Origin of the sequence: Echinicola salinicaeni (assembly GCF_014280965.1) — a bacterium.
GTDB classification, from domain to species: domain Bacteria; phylum Bacteroidota; class Bacteroidia; order Cytophagales; family Cyclobacteriaceae; genus Echinicola; species Echinicola salinicaeni.
In genome coordinates, this window is sequence record NZ_JACODZ010000001.1 from 496,901 (window position 1) to 515,267 (window position 18,367).

Consider the following 18,367-nt stretch of genomic DNA (forward strand, 5'->3'; position numbering starts at 1 on the left):
CAAAAGCATTTTGCTAGACTGATTTTAGGACTAGTGCTTACTTCATTTTTCTATAAGGTTTTAACACTTAATGGCGCTATTTATTGAGGAGTCATAAAGTTTTTTGCTTGTATTTTGTCAAATATGTAATAGCTGAAATCTTCATCTGAAAACTATTTCTTTCTTATTATTTTTCTCGAATATTTATATAAATTAAAGCATGATAATTTTGTTAATGGGGGTTTCCGGAAGCGGAAAGACTACAATTGGAAAAATGCTAAGTGAATCGCTAAAGCTTCCCTTTTATGATGCTGATGACTTTCACCCTGATGAGAATATTCAAAAGATGCGAGCTGGAATTCCGCTCAATGATCTGGACAGGAAACCTTGGTTGGAGACACTTTCTGTAAAGTTGTCAGACTGGGAAAAAGGAGGTGGGGCGATTCTGGCCTGCTCCGCCCTAAAGGAAACTTACAGAAGCATTTTGGTACAATATGGCACCTTGGTAGATTGGTTTTTTCTAAAGGGCCAAGCCAGCTTAATCGAGGAGCGAATGGAAAGCCGTCAAGGTCATTATATGCCTACTGGCTTGCTTGAGTCCCAACTGGAAACCTTGGAAATTCCCCGCTATGCCCAATCAGTTGACATTACACAAACACCTGAAAAAATAGTAAAAGACATTATGAGCAAATTAGAGAATAAGAAGGCGGTATCCTCCTTTGGTATTATTGGTATGGGAGTAATGGGCAGCAGCCTTGCCCTCAACCTGGCAGAGCAAAAAGTAAAAATCTCTGTATACAACCGGACCTTGGAAGGAGTGGAGGAGGATGTAGCCAAGAAATTTGTAGATGCCCATCCAGAGGTTTCGGGAATTCTTCCTTTTGATAAGTTGGATGAATTTGTTGAATCCCTGGCCCAGCCCAGAAAGATAATGATGATGATCCCCGCTGGACAGATCATTGATCAGCAGATAGCTCGTTTATTGCGAGTGGTGGACAAAGGGGATGTCATTATTGATGGCGGAAATTCCTTTTTTGAGGACAGCAATAAAAGGGTGAGTTATTTGGCCAGCCAAGGGATACATTATGTTCCCATGGGGATTTCTGGAGGTCAAGAAGGGGCACGAAAAGGTCCTGCACTTATGCCTGGGGGATCAAAAGAGGGCTTTGAATTGATAGCGCCATTTTTAACTAAGATTGCCGCAAAAGATAAGGATGGAAAACCCTGTATGCATTATGTGGGGCCTGATGGAGCAGGGCATTTTGTGAAAATGGTCCATAATAGCATTGAATATGGAGAAATGCAGGCCTTGGCGGAGCTTTATGCTTTGATGAGATATGGTTTGGAGATGGAGCCGGAAGAAATTATCAAAAACTGGAAGGCTTGGAGCAAATCGGGTTCTGGCAGTTATTTGCTGGACATCAGCATGGATATATTGGCCTATAAAGAGGATGGTGAATTACTTTTGGATAAGATCCTTGACCAAGCTGAACAAAAAGGAACAGGTGGCTGGTCAGTGGGCACGGCTTCCAAATATGGTGTGCCCTATGCGCCATTGACTGCAGCTGTAACTACCAGGGTGATCTCCTCCCTCAAGGAAAAAAGAATGGTCCTTGCCCAGAGGTTTCCCCGGGAGTATACCGCTATTGACAAGGAAAAAACCCTCAGTGCCCTGAAAGGAGCTTATGATATGACCAGGTTGATTACCCATGAAATTGGTTTTAGCTTGATTAAGAAAGTAGGGGAAAAGGAAAAATGGGATTTTGACTTCAGTGAAATTGCACGTAACTGGACCCAAGGTTGTATCATTAGGTCTACCCTGATGGAAGAATTAGTGGAGGTATTCAAGAAAACGGATAGTTTATTGATGGCTTCAGAGCTAGAAAAGTCCTTTAAGAAAGGAAGTAAAGATCTGGCCGAGGTAATTGGAGCGGCACTAAATGCTGGAATAGCCATGCCGGTGATGTCGGCTTCCATCAATTATTTCTTTGCCTTGACCACAGCCAATTCATCGGCCAATTTGATTCAGGCCCAAAGGGATTATTTTGGTGCCCATAAATACCGAAAGGTAGGGGAGTCGGAAGACTTACTTTATCATACCGAGTGGAAATAAAATCCCTGGTCGGCAACTATTTTCCTTGCCTTTCAAATTGATTTAAGAATTTAAAAATAACCCAAAAGGAGTATGAATTTAGCTGCGATAGATATTGGGACCAATTCCATTCATTTGGTCATTGCAGAGGTGACTGCCCGGCAGAATATCAAGGTGTTAATTGATGAGAAGGAAATGGTCAAGTTGGGCGTTGGGGTATTTGCTACCAACCAGCTTTCCCAGGATGCCTTTGACCGTGGGCTGGAGGTAATCAAAAGGTATGTACAACTGGCAGATCAGTTTGGGGTGGACGAGATCATCACCGCTGCTACCAGTGCTACCAGAGAGGCCAAAAATGGAGGGGCCTTTCTGGATAAATTATCCAAGGAAACCGGAATAGTACCAAGGGTGATTTCTGGCAAGGAAGAGGCAAGGCTGATCTTTTTGGCCGTACGCCGTGCCATTGCATTTGGGGAAGAAAAGGTATTGGTATTGGATATTGGTGGAGGCAGCACCGAGGCCACAGTGGGAAATCAAGAGGATATATTCTTTAAGAAAAGCATCAAGCTCGGTGTACTCCGATTATTGGATATGGCCGGAGGAAAGGATACCTTGAATATAGAGGATATAAGGGATTTGGAAGCCCATATTCAACTGGCTGCGGAGGAGATTATGAAGGAGGTAGTGGCTGAGGGATTTACCAAGGTGATTGGTACTTCCGGTACGATCAGGACCTTAGGTGAGGCGGCTCATTTGGCTTCCAAAGGTAGCCCTATCAGCACAGTCAATGCGGAGGTGGTCAGCACCAAGGAATTGGAAAAGCTATCCAAGAAGTTATTGAAAATGGGACCTGAGAAAAGGGAGAAAGTCCCTGGGATCAGCAGTAACCGGGTGGACGCAATACATCTGGGAAGTTTGCTATTGGTTCGCTTGCTTCAAATGGCCAAGGCGGAATCAATTACGCTTTGTGATGCTTCACTTAGGGAGGGTTTGATTTTGGATTATCTGGACAGTAATGTGGGTAGAAAAAAGAACTTACTCTATCCAGAGGGGGATTTGCGGCACAGGAGTGTTTCCCATTTGGCCCTGCGTTACAAAAGTGATGTAGAACAAAAGAAGCATGTAGCCCATTTGGCATTGCAGTTATTTGACCAGCTTCAGGAACAACATGGATTGGATAAATCCCACCGTGAAATCCTTGAGTTTGCCTGTATGATTTTTGAAGTGGGGCATTTTATCGGTTATCCAAAGTATCATAAACATTCCCAATATATCATTGCCCATTCCCGATTGCGGGGATTTACCAATGAAGAGATTTTATTATTGGGCTTATTGGCTAGGTACCATCGAAAAAAAGGCCCTAAGAAAAAGCAGAAAAAGTTTAAAAGATTGCCCAAAGGTCAAAAACGCATGATCCGATTTTTGTCGGGAATAATGCGCATCGCCATAGGATTGGACAAAACCAAAAACCAGTGGGTAGAAAAAGTGTTGTGTGAAATTCAGGAGGAAACGCTTAAGATTTCATTACATGGAGAAGAAAATCCAGATTTGGAAATATGGGAATCCATGCGGCACAGAAATGTCCTTGAAAAGGCCATGAAGAAAAATGTAGTAATTACAGCAGATAGTCCTGTGCCAATGTAGGGATATTGAATTCTTCTAGAAACTGCCCTTTCTCATTAAGTTTTATTCCAGTAAGACAAAAGCCTCGGTAAGCCCCCGTGTCAATATTCCAGGAGTTTGATGCCCCGGTATACCTGGCTTTTCCCTCTTGGAGCGGGGTATGGCCTATGACTTGGGTTTTGCCCATGTTTTTTAAAGGGCTTCTATTCCATAGTATTCCCTCTTTATGGTGGACATCAAGTGGATTGGGCGTATCGGAAAAACCTGCATGTGAGGCAAGGATATGCTCATTCTCCCAAATTAAAGGGCGGTCTTTTATCCAGGCCAAAGTTGCTTCCAAATCCTTTTTTCGCTCATTAAATTGCTTTAATGTTTGGCTGCCCCCATTGTACATCCAGCTGTTGCCAGAGGGCTTATTATCCAAATAATCAATCATCATTTGTTCGTGATTACCACGAAGGGACATGATTCTTTTGGGATACTCGACTTCTAATTGTTGGATCAAATCAATGACTTCAGGAGAATAATTTCCCCGGTCAATAAGGTCGCCCACTTGAACAAGCATTTCTTTTTCTGGCAGCCAGTTTTCTAGCATCTTCAAAAAGGTATGGTAGCAACCGTGGATATCGCCAATAAAAAATAATCGCATAATTAGAAAGGGCTTGGAATAAGATGATAAGGCCAGAATTTGATTTCTGGCCAGGTTTAATCAATAAAGGAAATTTTTCTTACAAAGCAATACCTCAGATTTAGCTTCCTGGTAGGGGCATGGCTTCATGAACATCTATGCTACATGCTGCATTCCAGCCCAGATGCGGATGACCTTTCAGCAGTGCTTTGGCTTCTTCCATATTTTCAGCCTGCAAGATAGAATAACCGGCGACATTCTTATTACTGTTGGAGCTGCTGCCATCTGGACTTAGCGCTTGTCCATTTGTCAGTGGGGCGCCCAAATCGACCAGCTTTTCACCACAGTTTTTTGCCCAGGTCATCCAAGCCTCCATTCCTTTGGCCTGCTCTTCAGGACTTGATTGTGCGGTTTGTTCCATTGCGTCAATAGGGGCATGGTAAAGTACAATAAAGTTTTTCATAAGTATTAGGGTTTATAGTTTGCTGTAATACAATTTCTGATTATCCGCAATGATGCCAGTAACCTTAAATCCTTTGCTTAAGTGGTCGGGAGTTTGAAGACTGAAGACCGAAGGAGTTGATATTTAAATTAAAACGAACATTTCGATTCGCTTTTAACTTTTACTGGTGCAATTGCGGATATACATAATACAATTTAAGCATTTCTCATTAGAGCTGGGAATAGGAGTTTAATTTGGAGTAGTTTATTCTGATCAATTTTAATCGTGATGGATATCATCTCATTGGTAGAGCAAACTCATTTTTTTTCTTCTGGCCCAATGGTAACTTAAAATAAGTTGAAGGCCGAAGTTTATCAAAAAAGGAAAGGCTTGGGCTTTAATGGGGGCCTGTAGGGGCTTTTTAAAGAAAGTGGATGGAAGGTGGATAAATTGAATTCAAAAAAAGCTAAACGATGAAAAAGATATTGATTCCAACGGATTTTTCTGGCTGTGCTCGGGCAGCAGAGAGGATAGGTCTAGAAATTGCCAAAAAGGCCAATGCAGAGATTCACTTTATGCATATCATGGCAACTGGGGTGGACTGGGTGAAGCTCCCTCTGGAGAAAGAGGATCTTTATCCGGAAATCAGAGCTCAGATAGCCCACGCAAAAAGTGATTTGAATGCCCTACAGGCGAAAGCGGAAAAGTTAGGCTTGCAAGCAGATACTTTGCTATTGTTCGATAAGGGGAGGTCTGAAATAGATCGGCAAATAGCAGAAAACAAATATGATTTTATCGTAATGGGATCCCATGGAACTTCAGGTATCAAAGATCTTTTGGGCAGCAATACTCAGAAAGTGGTCCGCCATTCGAAATCTCCTGTTTTGGTAGTAAAAGAGAACTTAAAGAAGTTGGCTGTGGATAATCTGATCTTTGCTTCCAGTTTTGAAGAGGATGTCCGCGCACCTTTTCAGAAGATAGTTGAATTTACCAAGCTGATGAAAGCGAAAATCCATTTGTTATTTGTAAATACCCCTTTTGGTTTCAAGGAGACCGATGTGGCAATGGCCTGTATGGAATCTTTTTTGCAGGAATGTCCCGGAGTAAATTGCACCTTAAATATTTATGATGCGTTTAATGAAGAAAGAGGGATTCAAAAGTTTGCGGAATCCATGTCCACTGATGTAATTGCCTTGGCCACACATGGCAAATCAGGTTTTATGAAGATGATTTCGCCTAGCATAACCGAGAATTTGGTGAATCATGCAGATATACCCATTTTAAGTGTCAATTTAAACAGCTGAGATTTTATGAAACGCCTACAGCAGCTTACCAAAGAAATCAATGATATTACCTTAAAGATAGAGCAGGAGTATCCAGAACTTTATCAATATCTGGATGAAAATCCCATAACTATCTCCTCGGAGATTAACTCCAAAATGGATACCAAAAACTTCTCTGATTACCTCAACAGTTTAAAGCAACTTTTAAAGCACCATATGGAGGAGCATCCACAAAAGAAATGAATGGGAGGGTTTGTAGGAAATTGATCATCTAAAAATATAAAGAGGCTGTCTCAAAAGTTCCCGTCATTGCTTCATCTACGTGCAATGGGAGTATATCGAGATCACTTCGCTTTGCTACCATTGACAGTGATGTGAATCAAAGTCACTCGCCGCGGCGAGAGGATCTCTTTTCCTAATTGTTACTGGAAGAGATGCTTTCCCGAAAGTAATCGGGACAGGCTCTATCGTCAGTATGACATCGATTTTAAGCTCACGTCATTCAACTCCTTTACATTTGAGAAAATGTTGACCTCGTGATGACGGATTTGTTTATTTTAAGACAGCCTCTTGTATTATATGCTTACGAAAGAAATTCTATCGCAGTAATATATGGGTGTTTAATACAACTTTGTTAACAGTAATCTGTTTCTACTGGACTTTAAACGTGTTGTTGGATAATTTGCTGAAGTTGTGGCCCTGGCACCACTCCTGACTGTCTCCATAGCATTTTGCCATTTTTGAAAAGCAAGAGTGTAGGAACACCTCGCACTTGGAACTTTTGTGCTGCTGCAGGGTTTTTATCTACATCAACCTTGATGATCTTTACCATACTTCCAAAATGCTTTGCTGTGTCTTCGAGAATGGGATGCAGGGCTTTACAAGGTCCACACCAAGTGGCGTAAAAATCCACTAATACAGGTTGGTCTCCAGCAATCAGGGTGTCAAAGGATTTTTTTTCAGCCATAAGTTATAAGGTTTAAAGCAATAACATGCATTATGCCGTACTACTTTTATTTGTCTCAAATTTAATTTTTTTATTCCACTTCATAAGGCCAACTTCCAATGCCTCCGGTCAGGTTATAGACTTTTTTAAAGCCTTGCTTATCCATCACACTGGCAGCACTGCCACTTCTGTTTCCGCTGCGACAATAGAGGTAATACTCCTTGTCTTTGGGGAGGTGTTTGATTTGCTCCATAAAGTCGGCAGACATCAAGTTGATATTACGTGCCCCTTTGATTTTTCCTGACCTAAATTCCCCAGAGGACCTTACATCAATGATGACAGCATCTTTATGCTGCATGCCTTCCTTAAAAGCTTCAGCTTTAAGGTCGGTATAGTTTTTTTCTTGTTTTTTAAAGATATCGAATAGCATATTTATTTCAATTTTTGATACAAAATTACCAAGTGTCCTATCGCTTTTCAGTAATTAATGTCACATAGGAAATAAATATGTTATGGTATCAGTTTTAAAACCAATTTTAGGGGGGATAGGTTTCTCCATTTCTATCTCAATAGTGCCGCTTTTTGATTAGGGTTTTATATATATGGTTTTATTAATTGCTTATAAGTATTGAATGTGAGGGAATTATGGTGTGGTTGTATACTAAAAATATTTCAGTTATTCTTGCCTACCTATTAGTAGGTAGTTATATTTGAGGCATGAATACCAAAGAAAAAATAGTTCAACTCGCAGATGCTTTTATCAGGACGAAAGGTTGTAATGCATTTAGCTTCGGAGATATTTCAAAAGCGCTTAATATCAAGAATGCTTCCATTCATTATCACTTTGCCACTAAGTCAGCTTTGATCATTGCGGTGATTCAAAAGCATAGAGATCTTCTTACCAAATTCAAAAAAAGAGTAGAAGATGAAGATCCCTTGGATAAAATCAAATTGTTTCTAAATACCTACTCAATGGCCAGGTCTGAAGGGAAGATAAGTATTCTTGGAGCCTTGGCTGGTGATTATTTTACATTTGACGAGCATACTCAACTTGAGTTAAAGGTCTTGACAGATAGCACCTTGTTGTGGTTGGTAGAAACTTTAAAAGCGGGCAAGGACCAAGGGGCTTTTTACTATACAACGGAGGACAAAACCAAGGCACAGATGGTGGTTACGAGTATTTTAGGAGCTGAGCAGCTTTCTAGAATTAGCTATGACCATGATTTCAAACAAGCCAAAGAAGGTATTATTAATGACCTAATAAATAGAAAATGATGAGAAGAGTAGTGATAACTGGAGTGGGGGCATTGACACCTATAGGAAATAATGTGAATGATTTCTGGCAATCATTAAAGGCAGGTGAAAGTGGAGCTGGGCCAATCACCAAATTTGATGTGACCAAGTTCAAGACCAAATTTGCCTGTGAGCTGAAGGATTTTGATCCATTAAATCATATAGATAAAGCAACAGCCAGAAGGAATGATGCATATGCACAATACGCATTGATTGCAGTGGAAGAGGCGGTGAAAAATGGAAATATTGATTTTGACCAGCTGGATAAAAACAGGATTGGGGTAATCTGGGGGTCAGGAAATGGAGGTATTGATACCTTTCAGCAGCAGGTGACCGAATACGTCCAAGGTGATGGGACACCGAGATTCAATCCTTTCTTTATTCCAAAAATGATTGTTGACATTGCTTCAGGAGTAATATCGATCAAATATGGATTAAGGGGCATTAATTTTACCACCGTGTCCGCCTGTGCGACCTCCAATACTGCCATTATAGATGCTTTTAATTATATCAAATGGAACAAAGCAGATATGATTATCACAGGCGGATCTGAGGCTGCTATCACGGAGTGCTCCATTGGTGGATTTAACGCAGCGAAAGCCTTGTCGACCAATAATGAGAATGCTAGGACAGCATCCAGGCCATTTGATGTGAGTAGGGATGGCTTCGTCATGGGAGAAGGAGCAGGGGCCATTATATTGGAAGACCTGGAAAGTGCCCAAAGACGAGGGGCCAATATACTTGCAGAAATCGTAGGGGGAGGAATGGCTGCAGATGCCTATCACTTGACAGGTACACACCCTGAAGGTGAAGGGGCTTATTTGGGAATGCTTGCAGCTCTTGATGACGCGGGGATAGGGCCAGAGGCTATCGACTACCTTAATACCCATGCAACTTCTACACCTCAAGGTGATCTAAGCGAGTTAAGGGCAGCAGAAAGAGTCTTTGGGAGAGAGAGTAAATTGAATATCAGTGCGACCAAGTCTATGACCGGCCATTTATTAGGAGCAGCCGGTGCGGTTGAGGCCATTGCCTGTATCAAAGCAGTGCAGGAAAATGTCATTCCGCCTACCATCAATGTGAAGGAAGTGGAGCCGGCCTATAAAGGGGTATTTGACCTGACCTTAGATGTCGCCCAGCAGAAACAAGTGGATTATGCAATGAGCAATACCTTTGGATTTGGAGGACATATCGCCACCACGATTTTTAAGAAATACGAAGATTAATTGTCTTGTCGAAGAAGATAGAGAGCTTGTATTCGAAGGAATACAGGCTCTTTTTATGAATTTATTTTAATTGGGGATTGAATAATCAGGTATTTTTACCCGTTTTTTATTGTTTGCTGGTGTGTATTTTTACCTCCTTATTGTCACTATAAAATTATTTAAGCTATGAATTTTTTATTTAAAAACATCTTAATCAACGAGAAGGAGCAATTCCTAAAAGAAAAGACGGCCTTAATATTTAAAAGAATCTATGAGGAGGCATCGGAGGAAGCCTTAGCAGAGTTTGTATCGAAACAAGTGGAGCATATCCTTCAGCATCCAGCTGCTAACAATATTCCGCTGGCATCAGAAGATGACTTTTATGCCATCAATAAGGTCCAAACCAAAATACTTGAGGCCTCTAAAAATTGTGCGCTTGATGAAGTTGAAAGGTATGTGCCCTTATTGGAGGATGAAAAAATAGAAAGTGATTTTTTTACTTTCCTTAAAGCCCCCTATTTAAATTTTAAGGCGAGCACAGGTGTTTTGGTAAGGAAAACCAATAAGGCAGAAATCATTTATTTCTTTGATGCCGTTATGATTGATAATGGAAATGTGGTTCATCTGAAACCAGCTTTGCCTGAGATGCCAAGTACCCAAATGTTAACGGGAGGCTCAGATTTTGCCAAAACACTGATCAAGAAATTATTTTCCAGTGCAGCTGGTGCCATTGGCGGTCAGATTGGTTCCATGATCCTGAGTTTTGTAATGCAGGAGATATTTGGAGCCAAAAGTGATTCTAAAAAGATGATTGATGAGGTCAAAAAGGTGGTTAGGGAAGAAATCCATACCAATGAGATTGAAAAAATCAATGCAGGAATAAGTGGGTTCATTGGTTTTATGATGGGAGAGTATCAAGATTTGAAAGATGCCTCAGATTTATCTTCCAAGGAGGATCGAAAAGTGCTGACCAATCGCATTACGGACTTTTTACCTGACTTTTACACCAAAGTGATAGCATTACTTATGTCTGAAAGTTATAAAAGGAAATCCTTGCAAACTTTTCAGACAGCAGCGGCCTTCCATTTGATAATACTTCAGGAACTGGCCTTGGTGGACCCGAAAAATTTTGATCCTAATGAGTCAAGCTACTCCGTTACTTTGCATTCCAAGGCCAAGGAATATCATACACATATTTCAGATACTTTTAATGCAGTCATCAGCGATAGAAAGGCAAAGATCAGGGTGTTTAGTAATCCATTTGTGGATTGTCAGGGTAATATGTGCGTAAGTAAGCCTGGTTGTAAATGGTGTGATGATGAAACGGGTTATGTGTCCGGAAGGTATTATAATACAAAAAATGGGGAGAGTTGTGGTACCAAGGCCAGAAGGGCTGCAAATTATCACACGGAGCAAGTTGTCAATCAGCTTACTGATTGGTTAGGAAATCCTAATGAAAATTCCCTTCCCTATTTGGAGAAGATGACCACTTATGTCTTTCCTGCAGTGGAAACAGTGAGTTAAGATTTATAGATTTAGTTGGATGGTAAGTAAAGCCCTGGGGTATGCCTGGGGCTTTTTTGTTGGAAAGGATTAATACTATTAAATTAATTTAGTTCTATATGATTATCTGATTTCATACCAGTAGCCTTGTTTTTCACGGATTTCCACTGATATATCTGGCGGTAGACAGGTTTAAATAATTATTTCTGTGAAATATATGTCATTTTTGAGTTAATGTTTTGAAGTGTAATACTTACTGGTGGAATAGTGGATATACAGATAGTTTTATTTAAGTTTAGAACCTTGTAATCATTTGATAAGCCAATAGTGTATCACTTTATAGACTCATATGAAATCTAAGATTTTTCTTTTCATCTTTTGTCTTGGGCTGCTGAACCAATCCTTTGCCATAAAGCCGGACCGTGAATATTTTATGACCCCAGATTCTATTAATTGGAATTATGAGCAGCTGAAAATTACAACTGAAGATGGCTATGAGCTAAACTCATGGATTTATGAGGCTAAGCCGGAAAATAATAAGGATACAGTGTTGGTCTTGGCATACCCTGATGCAGGAAACATGTCTTACTTTGTCTACTATGCAGGGACACTGGCAAATGCGGGTTACACAGTCATTACATTCGATTATAGAGGCTTTGGTAAAAGTGATGATTTCGAAATCCAGCCAGATTACCTTTACTATACGGAGTTTTCCAAAGACCTTGAGGCGGTGATAAACACTGCCAGGTTAAAGTTTAAGGGCAAAAAATTAGGGATTTGGGCCATGTCTATGGGGACCACAATTACCTCTCGTGCATATCCCAATATAAAGGACAAGGTAGATTTTATTATTGGGGAAGGCTATGTTACTGATACTATGGCGATAATAGATCGGTATAAGGCCAAGGAAAAGCTCTTGGTGCTTCCCGAGGAGTCTTTTGAGTATCGAAAAGCCATTGTATCAATAGATGTCCCCCTTTTGATTTTTACAGCTTCTAAGGATAGCATCACAACCCATCAAGACGCATTGGATCTTCAAGAAGTGCTTGGTGGCCATTGTAAAGTTATTCCCTATCCTGGAGAGCATTTATCTGGTTTTTCTCATGAATTAGATAACAAAGGATTTGGAGGTTGGTATGTGGAACAGATAAATAGCTTTGTGGCTGGAATTTAGCAATCAAAAAAACACCTATTGCTCCAATGTGGTCATCAGTTCATGGGATAGATCGCCAATATTACTGGTCAATTTCCCTAAAGCAGATATATTCGATAAGATGATAATTCCATTTTTAGTATTGGTATTAATGATCATCGAAGAAGTGTATCCACCTGTTCCTCCATTATGCCAGATCCACTCTTCACCAGATGCTACTTTTATCAGTCCCCAGGCCAGACCAATGGAATAGTTGTCTTCGATTTTGAAATGGGCCTGTCTGGTCAAATTTAGTTCCTTATTATTATTGTCAAATTGGGCGAGCGCAAATTTTGAAAGGTCCTCAACGGTGGATAAAATCCCTCCTGCTCCCATATGCACTGCCATATCCCAGTTGGGAACTTCTTGGCCATTATCATTGAGTCCCTTTACCAAAATATGCTGGACGGCATTGCGGTCGGTAGTTGAGTTGTCCATGTGATATTTAGAGAATATTCGATTTTGAAGTAAATCTTCATAGCTGCTGTTTTCGATCAGGCCTTCCAGGTAGCCTAAAAGGCCAAAGCCCAAATTGGAATAGGAAGACTTTTCTCCCTGAGCAGCATCCAGTATTAATTTTTCAGTGAGGTATATTTTCAGTTTATTTTTATCATAGTCTTTGTAAGGATTCTCCAAGTTCAATGTAGGAGAACTCAAGCTAATGGGCACTCTGGGCAATCCTGAAGTGTGTGTGGCTAACTGTTCGAATGTAATTTTGGTATTGTCTTTTAAGGAATAGTCCAGGTAATCATTGATATCGTCGTCCAGTTTTACCTTGTTTTCCAGAACTTGTTTGGCAAGCAGGGTAGCGGTGAAGACTTTAGTGATGGATCCTATTTCAAAAACTTTTTGGGCATTGTCGATGGGGGTAAGTGAATCATCCTCCTTTTTAACACCATAAAAATTCACTTCACCGTCTTTAATAATTGCTATAGATAGTTGTGCTTGATTTGGGAGTTTCTGGGCACATGTTGAAATTAGCTGAAGTTGTTCATCTGTAGGTAGGGATAATGGGTTCAGTTGCTGGCCAAAACCAGTATTAATGATTAGTAAAAAGGATAATGCAAATGCGTGTATTTTCATTTTTAAATAGATAAAAGTTGAACAGATCGAAAAGTAACTGGCTTATTTTCAGCTTCAAATTAATAAATATGATTATCCGTTTTCACACCAGTCACCTTATTTCTCACGGATTCCACAGATTTACACTGATTTAATTCTTCATTTCGGTTAGATATGGGCTATTTTTGAGAACATATTTTGGACGGTGAACCTTACTGGTGCAATTGCGGACATACAGATTAATAAAAAATAAAATATGTATCTGCAATGTAGCAGGTAACCTTGGGAAATAGCTTTTAAGGTATCAGTGCAAAGATGACAGCCTGAGCGGACCTGTCTAACTACCAGGTAAAGTCGAAGGTTAGACGTAGGACCTCAACTCCCTGTCCTCCGGAAGGTGGGCGCTCGGTCTGAGCCCTTATTACCCAATAAATTACAATATTGGCCTAAAGGTGAATTCCTTGGCAGGTAACCAATTTCAATACTACTTTTCCTTTATTGCTCTTTCTACATTTATTCAGGTAATGTTTTGTTCTTGATGACCTGAGCTTTAAGTCAGTGTCACTCGCTGTGGGGGGGCTTTAGCTATTTTTTTCTGGAAGAGATGCTTCCCCAGTAATGACCTTCGGGGATGTTTTGACTTAGGACATAGCCCTATTAAATCTTTGCGTATTCGACACCATATTTTATAAATGTCCTCATTGTAAGTGCAGGTTAGGATTAGGGAAATCAAAATATTCTTCGGAACACTCAGGGATCACCTCCGGATCACCTTCGGATCAAGCTCGGTTATATCCGAATGAAATCCGAATATAATTTGGAATTGTTCCTTGGTTGATCCAGAGGAAAGTAAAAGTATATATATGATTGATAGAAGGTAATTACCTAACTTGTAGGGGATTGTTATTAGCCAAGTATTACTTTTGAACCTTTTTGATGATGGTAAAAGCAGATGGAATACACAGCAAGATTAAGGGAAAAATAGGGGGGCGTTTTCTATGAAATAAACGGGGAAACCTATGCACGCCAGCATAACGAGCATTCCAAAATAGATGAACCATTCTCCCTTCAGCAACTTTATCAAAATAGATTTGGGATGGCCTAGTGATTCCTCCAACCCTTGAAATACCTATTGAATTTGGTTAACCTAAGAGTTGAAATCAATATAAATCATATTATAGTGTGAAAATTGATTGTAAGTCATTCCATGTTGGTGGCTAGGCTAGTATTTTTCATAGTATAATGTGAAAAACATGGTGTGTTTTGATAATTGTCGATTGATACATTCAATTAAGAAAGGGGTATTTCTACCTATCCGCACTGCTCATATAAATCAAATTTAAAGTGATTCTCCCAAAGCAATTTTAATATGGGCAAGGTGATGGTCTACATGCCATGCTGACATCGCTATGGCTTGTGCTTGATTGATGGTGAATTTCCGTACCGAATGATAGTATTGGATCTTCAATGTCGCATCATCTAATGACCTAAGAAGAAACACATATCTTTTATTTATTCCTTCAAACATCATCAATGAATCTTCAACAGGCGCTTTGGTTCCATCATCGGTTCCGGCCCAGCCATCCATATCAATAAGCGTCACTTCCTTGTAATTTGGCTCTGTCAATGCTTTTTTCATCCTCAAAAAATGAAGCAATTGGATATCCGCTACATGATGGATTAATTGCTGGATAGTCCAACTCCCTTCACGGTAAGTTTTGTTCAGGTCTTCAGGTTTCAGACTTTCGACTATTTTTCTGTACTTGGCGGGTGCAGATTCATTGATGATGATAAGTTTGTTCAATTCATCACTTGAATAAGATTCTTTTTTCTCAAAATGGCCAATAGGGAATTTTAATCGGTTTAAGTCACTTACATTTTCCATGCTTAAAATTAAAAAATACTGTCAGAATATCTTGGTCAATTAAAAGAAAATGGATCGGTTCTTTTTTAGAGTAATGATTAAAAATCAACTCGAGTTTATGGGGTACATTCCCAAGATGCGGGTTTAAGTAAGTGATTTGAAGAGAATGGTGAACTGTCAGGTTTTATGGTTAAATGAGTAGTTGAGGGAGTTTAATCGATTTTGATAGGTTTGTAAATAGATTTTTTTTGCTTCTTCACTCAGAAAACTTCTGGAAATTAAATCTTTAACCTCTTTGTGTTCAGTTTTGAAATCCCCTAAAATCTTCAGTGCCCTTGTCTCTAGAATTCCTAATCTTATTCCAAATTCAAGGAAATCATCGTACGCATAAAACCCATTGGCGTTATAGCTTTCGGTCTCATAATCGTTTTTGAAAAGCCCATCTTTTAAAGCGAGTTCTGGGTCTTTTACATGGAGTCGGGAATTTGTAAGGTCATAGGCAGGACTCAATTGGTAATCTCCTGCAGGGGTTTCCAAAAGGCTGAAGTTTTTCAGGTGGGCATCTCCATTGGAAAACAGGAAATTGAACAATACCAATTTATAGAAGTTTTCCATAGCTATGGGAGCAGCAGCGGCATATTGTTTAATGAGGTCTCCGATACCCTCATAGCTGTAATTGTATTTGAATTCATCACCATCGGTTTCCTTTGTTTTACCCGCTAGTGTGGCAAAATCCTCGATCCCTAATTTTCTTCCGTTTTTTAATACATCAAACCTTTTGGTGAGATAAGCGGGTTCTCCATTTTGAAAGAATATCAAGGCATTTTCGGCGGTTGTCAACCCATATACTTGCTTGGCTATCTGCATGGTCAGGTGCTCATTTGCGGGAACCTGGTCCACCCTTTCCAAATCCCTAGGGATTGGTTTAAGGATATAAGTGCCTTGTTCACCTACTTTGGTCAAGCGGATAACTCCTTTATCCCAAATTACAGATAATTTTTCTTGGACTCCGGAAATGGATATTCGTTTCCGGTTATCCATCATGGCTGCCATTTCCTGATCATTATTGGACTGGTGGCTCTGGTAAGGTAAAAAATGGCTTGTTTTTTTACCTTCAAACATATGCCTGATGCATCGGCTACTATAAGTCTCGTGATCGGGTGCTAGCGTGCCAGGGCAGTTTGTAATCTTAATCATGGTTCATTTATGGGGTGGACAGTGATGGGACCAACGGTTTCTTTGTCAGCGGTGCGCAATAAAAGTCCAAAGTAATCGGATTCATCAATCTGGTATTGACGGGCTTGGAGCTTTAAGTTTACACCTTCGGAAAGCATATTGAAAAAGAAAGGAAATAGGTGTTCTGATCGATAATCTTTTTGGCTTTTGGGCAAAGTAAGGCTAAGCGCAGGTTTTTGGGGATCATCAAACCAGGTCTGGTCATATGAAAAGGTGTACTTTTCAGGGCCTTCTTTGGCTAGCCAGCCTACCAATTCTCCGTTTCTTAATACCTTGGCCCTTTTCATCGATCAGTTACTTTTTTGACAGCTATTGAAATTTCCAGTCCCAGGATATTGGCAATTTTGTTCAAGACCCTTACCGAAGGGTTTGCCTCACCTCTTTCGATTTTGTAGAGGGTGTTGATGCTGATTTGGGCCATTTCCGCTAGATCTGGTTGGGTTATGTCCAACATTTTGCGACGCTCCCTAATGCTATTTCCTATCTCATTAATTGTCATTATAATGTGATTTTTGACAAAAATAGCAAAAAGTCAATTACAAATCAATATAAATCACATTATAGTGTGAAAATGGATGTGAGCCTTAATGATTTTAAGGGATAGGTTAGTTTTTTTCATAGTATAATATGAAAAAGCATTGTGCGTTTTGATAATTGTCGATTGATAATTTCAATTAAGAAAGGGGGTATTTCTACTTATCCTTACTTCTCACATAAATCAAATGGCAAGCATCCAAAACCAGATGAAATACCATATCATAAAAATAATGGTCGCTTTTGAGTTCATAAGAAGGCTTTAAGTCCCCTAATGTGCAAAGACTCCAATCGTTCAAAACAGACAACAGTTTTTTAGGTTTCGGATTGATAAAAAGCATCTTTAGGTTAAGGATTGGATCCAAGGAATCTTTTGGGTCAGTCGAATAAGGTAAATAGGGCAGGATATGGGAAAGCTTTCTGCTCTTTTTTAAAACTGCCTTGGGGACAAGATTGGATTTTGCGATGGTCTTCACCTTCAAGTGTGGGTGGTTTTCCTGTGAAATCAGAAAGGCCGCTTCAATCAGCTTGGCGAAATCCTGCTTAAAAGTAAATGCATGGCCTACAGACTCCCAATAAGTAACCAGTCCCCCATGGATTATTTTGATGGATAAGGCTCCCAAAGCTGCCCTGGCTTCAGGTAAGGCATATTTTTGGGTAAAAAAATGTGTAAAAAAGGCTGATAAATCTTCTTTTTCGGATTGGGACAGGAGTGAGGGGATGTAGATCTCCTCATCTGAGGCAAAGACTTGATCGGCAATAATGGTCCGACTATTATTGCCTGTATTGAAATTATTGATCACTAGCATAGCTTAAAAGTTTTGATGAAACATGGGGGGAAGTTCATCTATTTCAATATGCTAGAAAATTCGCCAGAAGAATATCTTATGACATGCCAGTGGGGTAGCGGTCATTTTTTTATTCGTATCCGCAATGGTGCACGGAACCATACAATTTAAGGTTATAGTTCTTTGTTCTTTTATTCAGGTATTGTTTTGTTCTTGATGGTCTTCATGAATGCTTCGCATTTCCATTGACGAAAAGAACCAAACCTCGCCTACCGTGAGGCAGGAATCTAGGCCATGGAGCCTCCCGCCACGGGCGGGCAAGATATTCAAATTGAGTGAATTCGTTTGGGGCAATAATCATTTTTTCTCAATTTGATTTTGTGCCATTTGCCGTAGGCTAAAAATGAGCGGATCTCGCTCGTTCACTTCGCGAGCTAACTCATTTTCTATACGCCTCCATCAACTGTCTCAAAACCGAATGCTCCAAAGGCCGAATAACGGGATTTCGATGGATATTTCGTGCTCCCCTAGCCGTAGAATAGACGTTGGCCTGGGTGTATGTCTGTGACTACACCCTAATATCCCTTTAAATTTGCAATTCAGTGATTTAAAGATATGGCTTTCGTAGTACCTTTGTTTTGAAAAAGCCAATTACAAATTGGTAGAGATAGAAGGGTGTAATTGCAAATTACACCCA

The 18,367-nt window shown here is 40.0% G+C and carries 18 protein-coding genes; 8 read left to right on the top strand and 10 right to left on the bottom strand.

Translation table 11 applies throughout. The features are described 5' to 3' along the window. Positions 1 to 199: 199 nt before the first annotated feature. Both gndA and H7U17_RS01970 read left to right on the top strand, forming a co-directional pair. On the top strand, positions 200 to 2,092 hold the full coding sequence (gene gndA / locus H7U17_RS01965) for an NADP-dependent phosphogluconate dehydrogenase (RefSeq protein WP_186754222.1): 1,893 nt from the start codon (positions 200 to 202) through the stop codon (positions 2,090 to 2,092). Between the two features lie 72 nt (positions 2,093 to 2,164). Then, positions 2,165 to 3,715, top strand: a complete 1,551-nt coding sequence (locus H7U17_RS01970; RefSeq protein WP_186754224.1) for a Ppx/GppA phosphatase family protein — start codon at positions 2,165 to 2,167, stop codon at positions 3,713 to 3,715. Here H7U17_RS01970 and H7U17_RS01975 read toward each other — a convergent pair. Both H7U17_RS01975 and H7U17_RS01980 read right to left on the bottom strand, forming a co-directional pair. Next, entirely contained in the window at positions 3,687 to 4,343 is a 657-nt protein-coding gene (locus tag H7U17_RS01975) for a metallophosphoesterase family protein (protein WP_186754225.1), read from the bottom strand. The genes H7U17_RS01970 and H7U17_RS01975 overlap by 29 nt on opposite strands. Before the next feature lie 100 nt (positions 4,344 to 4,443). After that, positions 4,444 to 4,785, bottom strand: coding sequence for a YciI family protein (locus H7U17_RS01980; protein WP_186754227.1), 342 nt, complete (start codon positions 4,783 to 4,785; stop codon positions 4,444 to 4,446). A gap of 452 nt (positions 4,786 to 5,237) precedes the next feature. Between H7U17_RS01980 and H7U17_RS01985 the strand changes: the two genes are divergently transcribed. Next, a complete protein-coding gene (locus H7U17_RS01985; protein WP_186754229.1) occupies positions 5,238 to 6,068 on the top strand; it encodes a universal stress protein in 831 nt (276 codons plus the stop codon). A gap of 6 nt (positions 6,069 to 6,074) precedes the next feature. Then, complete coding sequence (locus H7U17_RS01990) at positions 6,075 to 6,290, top strand: hypothetical protein (protein WP_186754231.1); 216 nt, start codon at positions 6,075 to 6,077, stop codon at positions 6,288 to 6,290. 418 nt (positions 6,291 to 6,708) lie between these two features. Here H7U17_RS01990 and trxA read toward each other — a convergent pair whose 3' ends face one another. Then, positions 6,709 to 7,014 carry a thioredoxin gene (gene trxA / locus H7U17_RS01995; RefSeq protein ID WP_186754233.1) on the bottom strand — a complete coding sequence of 102 codons (306 nt, stop codon included), beginning with the start codon at positions 7,012 to 7,014 and terminating at the stop codon, positions 6,709 to 6,711. A gap of 70 nt (positions 7,015 to 7,084) precedes the next feature. Then, positions 7,085 to 7,423, bottom strand: coding sequence for a rhodanese-like domain-containing protein (locus H7U17_RS02000; RefSeq protein WP_186754235.1), 339 nt, complete (start codon positions 7,421 to 7,423; stop codon positions 7,085 to 7,087). 287 nt (positions 7,424 to 7,710) lie between these two features. Here H7U17_RS02000 and H7U17_RS02005 point away from each other — a divergent pair, with 287 nt between their 5' ends. The 4 genes from H7U17_RS02005 (at position 7,711) to H7U17_RS02020 (ending at position 12,168) form a co-directional block, all read left to right on the top strand. Continuing rightward, positions 7,711 to 8,268, top strand: a complete 558-nt coding sequence (locus H7U17_RS02005) for a TetR/AcrR family transcriptional regulator (RefSeq protein WP_186754237.1) — start codon at positions 7,711 to 7,713, stop codon at positions 8,266 to 8,268. Next, positions 8,265 to 9,512 carry a beta-ketoacyl-ACP synthase II gene (gene fabF, locus H7U17_RS02010; protein ID WP_222439109.1) on the top strand — a complete coding sequence of 416 codons (1,248 nt, stop codon included), beginning with the start codon at positions 8,265 to 8,267 and terminating at the stop codon, positions 9,510 to 9,512. Before H7U17_RS02005 ends, fabF begins: the two co-directional genes overlap by 4 nt. A 165-nt stretch (positions 9,513 to 9,677) precedes the next feature. Then, positions 9,678 to 11,015 carry an insecticidal delta-endotoxin Cry8Ea1 family protein gene (locus tag H7U17_RS02015; RefSeq protein WP_186754239.1) on the top strand — a complete coding sequence of 446 codons (1,338 nt, stop codon included), beginning with the start codon at positions 9,678 to 9,680 and terminating at the stop codon, positions 11,013 to 11,015. 328 nt (positions 11,016 to 11,343) lie between these two features. Further along, the gene (locus H7U17_RS02020; RefSeq protein WP_186754241.1) at positions 11,344 to 12,168 is read left to right on the top strand and encodes an alpha/beta hydrolase; all 825 of its coding nucleotides are present in this window, start codon (positions 11,344 to 11,346) and stop codon (positions 12,166 to 12,168) included. Positions 12,169 to 12,183: 15 nt separating this feature from the next. Here H7U17_RS02020 and H7U17_RS02025 read toward each other — a convergent pair whose 3' ends face one another. The 6 genes from H7U17_RS02025 to H7U17_RS02050 form a co-directional block, all read right to left on the bottom strand. Next, a complete protein-coding gene (locus H7U17_RS02025; RefSeq protein ID WP_186754243.1) occupies positions 12,184 to 13,269 on the bottom strand; it encodes a serine hydrolase domain-containing protein in 1,086 nt (361 codons plus the stop codon). Between the two features lie 1,318 nt (positions 13,270 to 14,587). Then, the gene (locus H7U17_RS02030) at positions 14,588 to 15,133 is read right to left on the bottom strand and encodes a YfiT family bacillithiol transferase (RefSeq protein ID WP_186754245.1); all 546 of its coding nucleotides are present in this window, start codon (positions 15,131 to 15,133) and stop codon (positions 14,588 to 14,590) included. Positions 15,134 to 15,289: 156 nt separating this feature from the next. Next, positions 15,290 to 16,309 (bottom strand): type II toxin-antitoxin system HipA family toxin, encoded by a 1,020-nt coding sequence (locus H7U17_RS02035; protein ID WP_186754247.1) that lies wholly within the window; start codon positions 16,307 to 16,309, stop codon positions 15,290 to 15,292. Continuing rightward, positions 16,306 to 16,635 carry a HipA N-terminal domain-containing protein gene (locus H7U17_RS02040; RefSeq protein ID WP_186754249.1) on the bottom strand — a complete coding sequence of 110 codons (330 nt, stop codon included), beginning with the start codon at positions 16,633 to 16,635 and terminating at the stop codon, positions 16,306 to 16,308. Before H7U17_RS02040 ends, H7U17_RS02035 begins: the two co-directional genes overlap by 4 nt. Further along, positions 16,632 to 16,847, bottom strand: a complete 216-nt coding sequence (locus H7U17_RS02045) for a helix-turn-helix domain-containing protein (RefSeq protein WP_222439110.1) — start codon at positions 16,845 to 16,847, stop codon at positions 16,632 to 16,634. The genes H7U17_RS02040 and H7U17_RS02045 overlap by 4 nt, the downstream gene beginning before the upstream one ends. Before the next feature lie 193 nt (positions 16,848 to 17,040). Further along, positions 17,041 to 17,691 (bottom strand): hypothetical protein, encoded by a 651-nt coding sequence (locus H7U17_RS02050; protein ID WP_186754251.1) that lies wholly within the window; start codon positions 17,689 to 17,691, stop codon positions 17,041 to 17,043. Positions 17,692 to 18,367 lie beyond the last annotated feature (676 nt).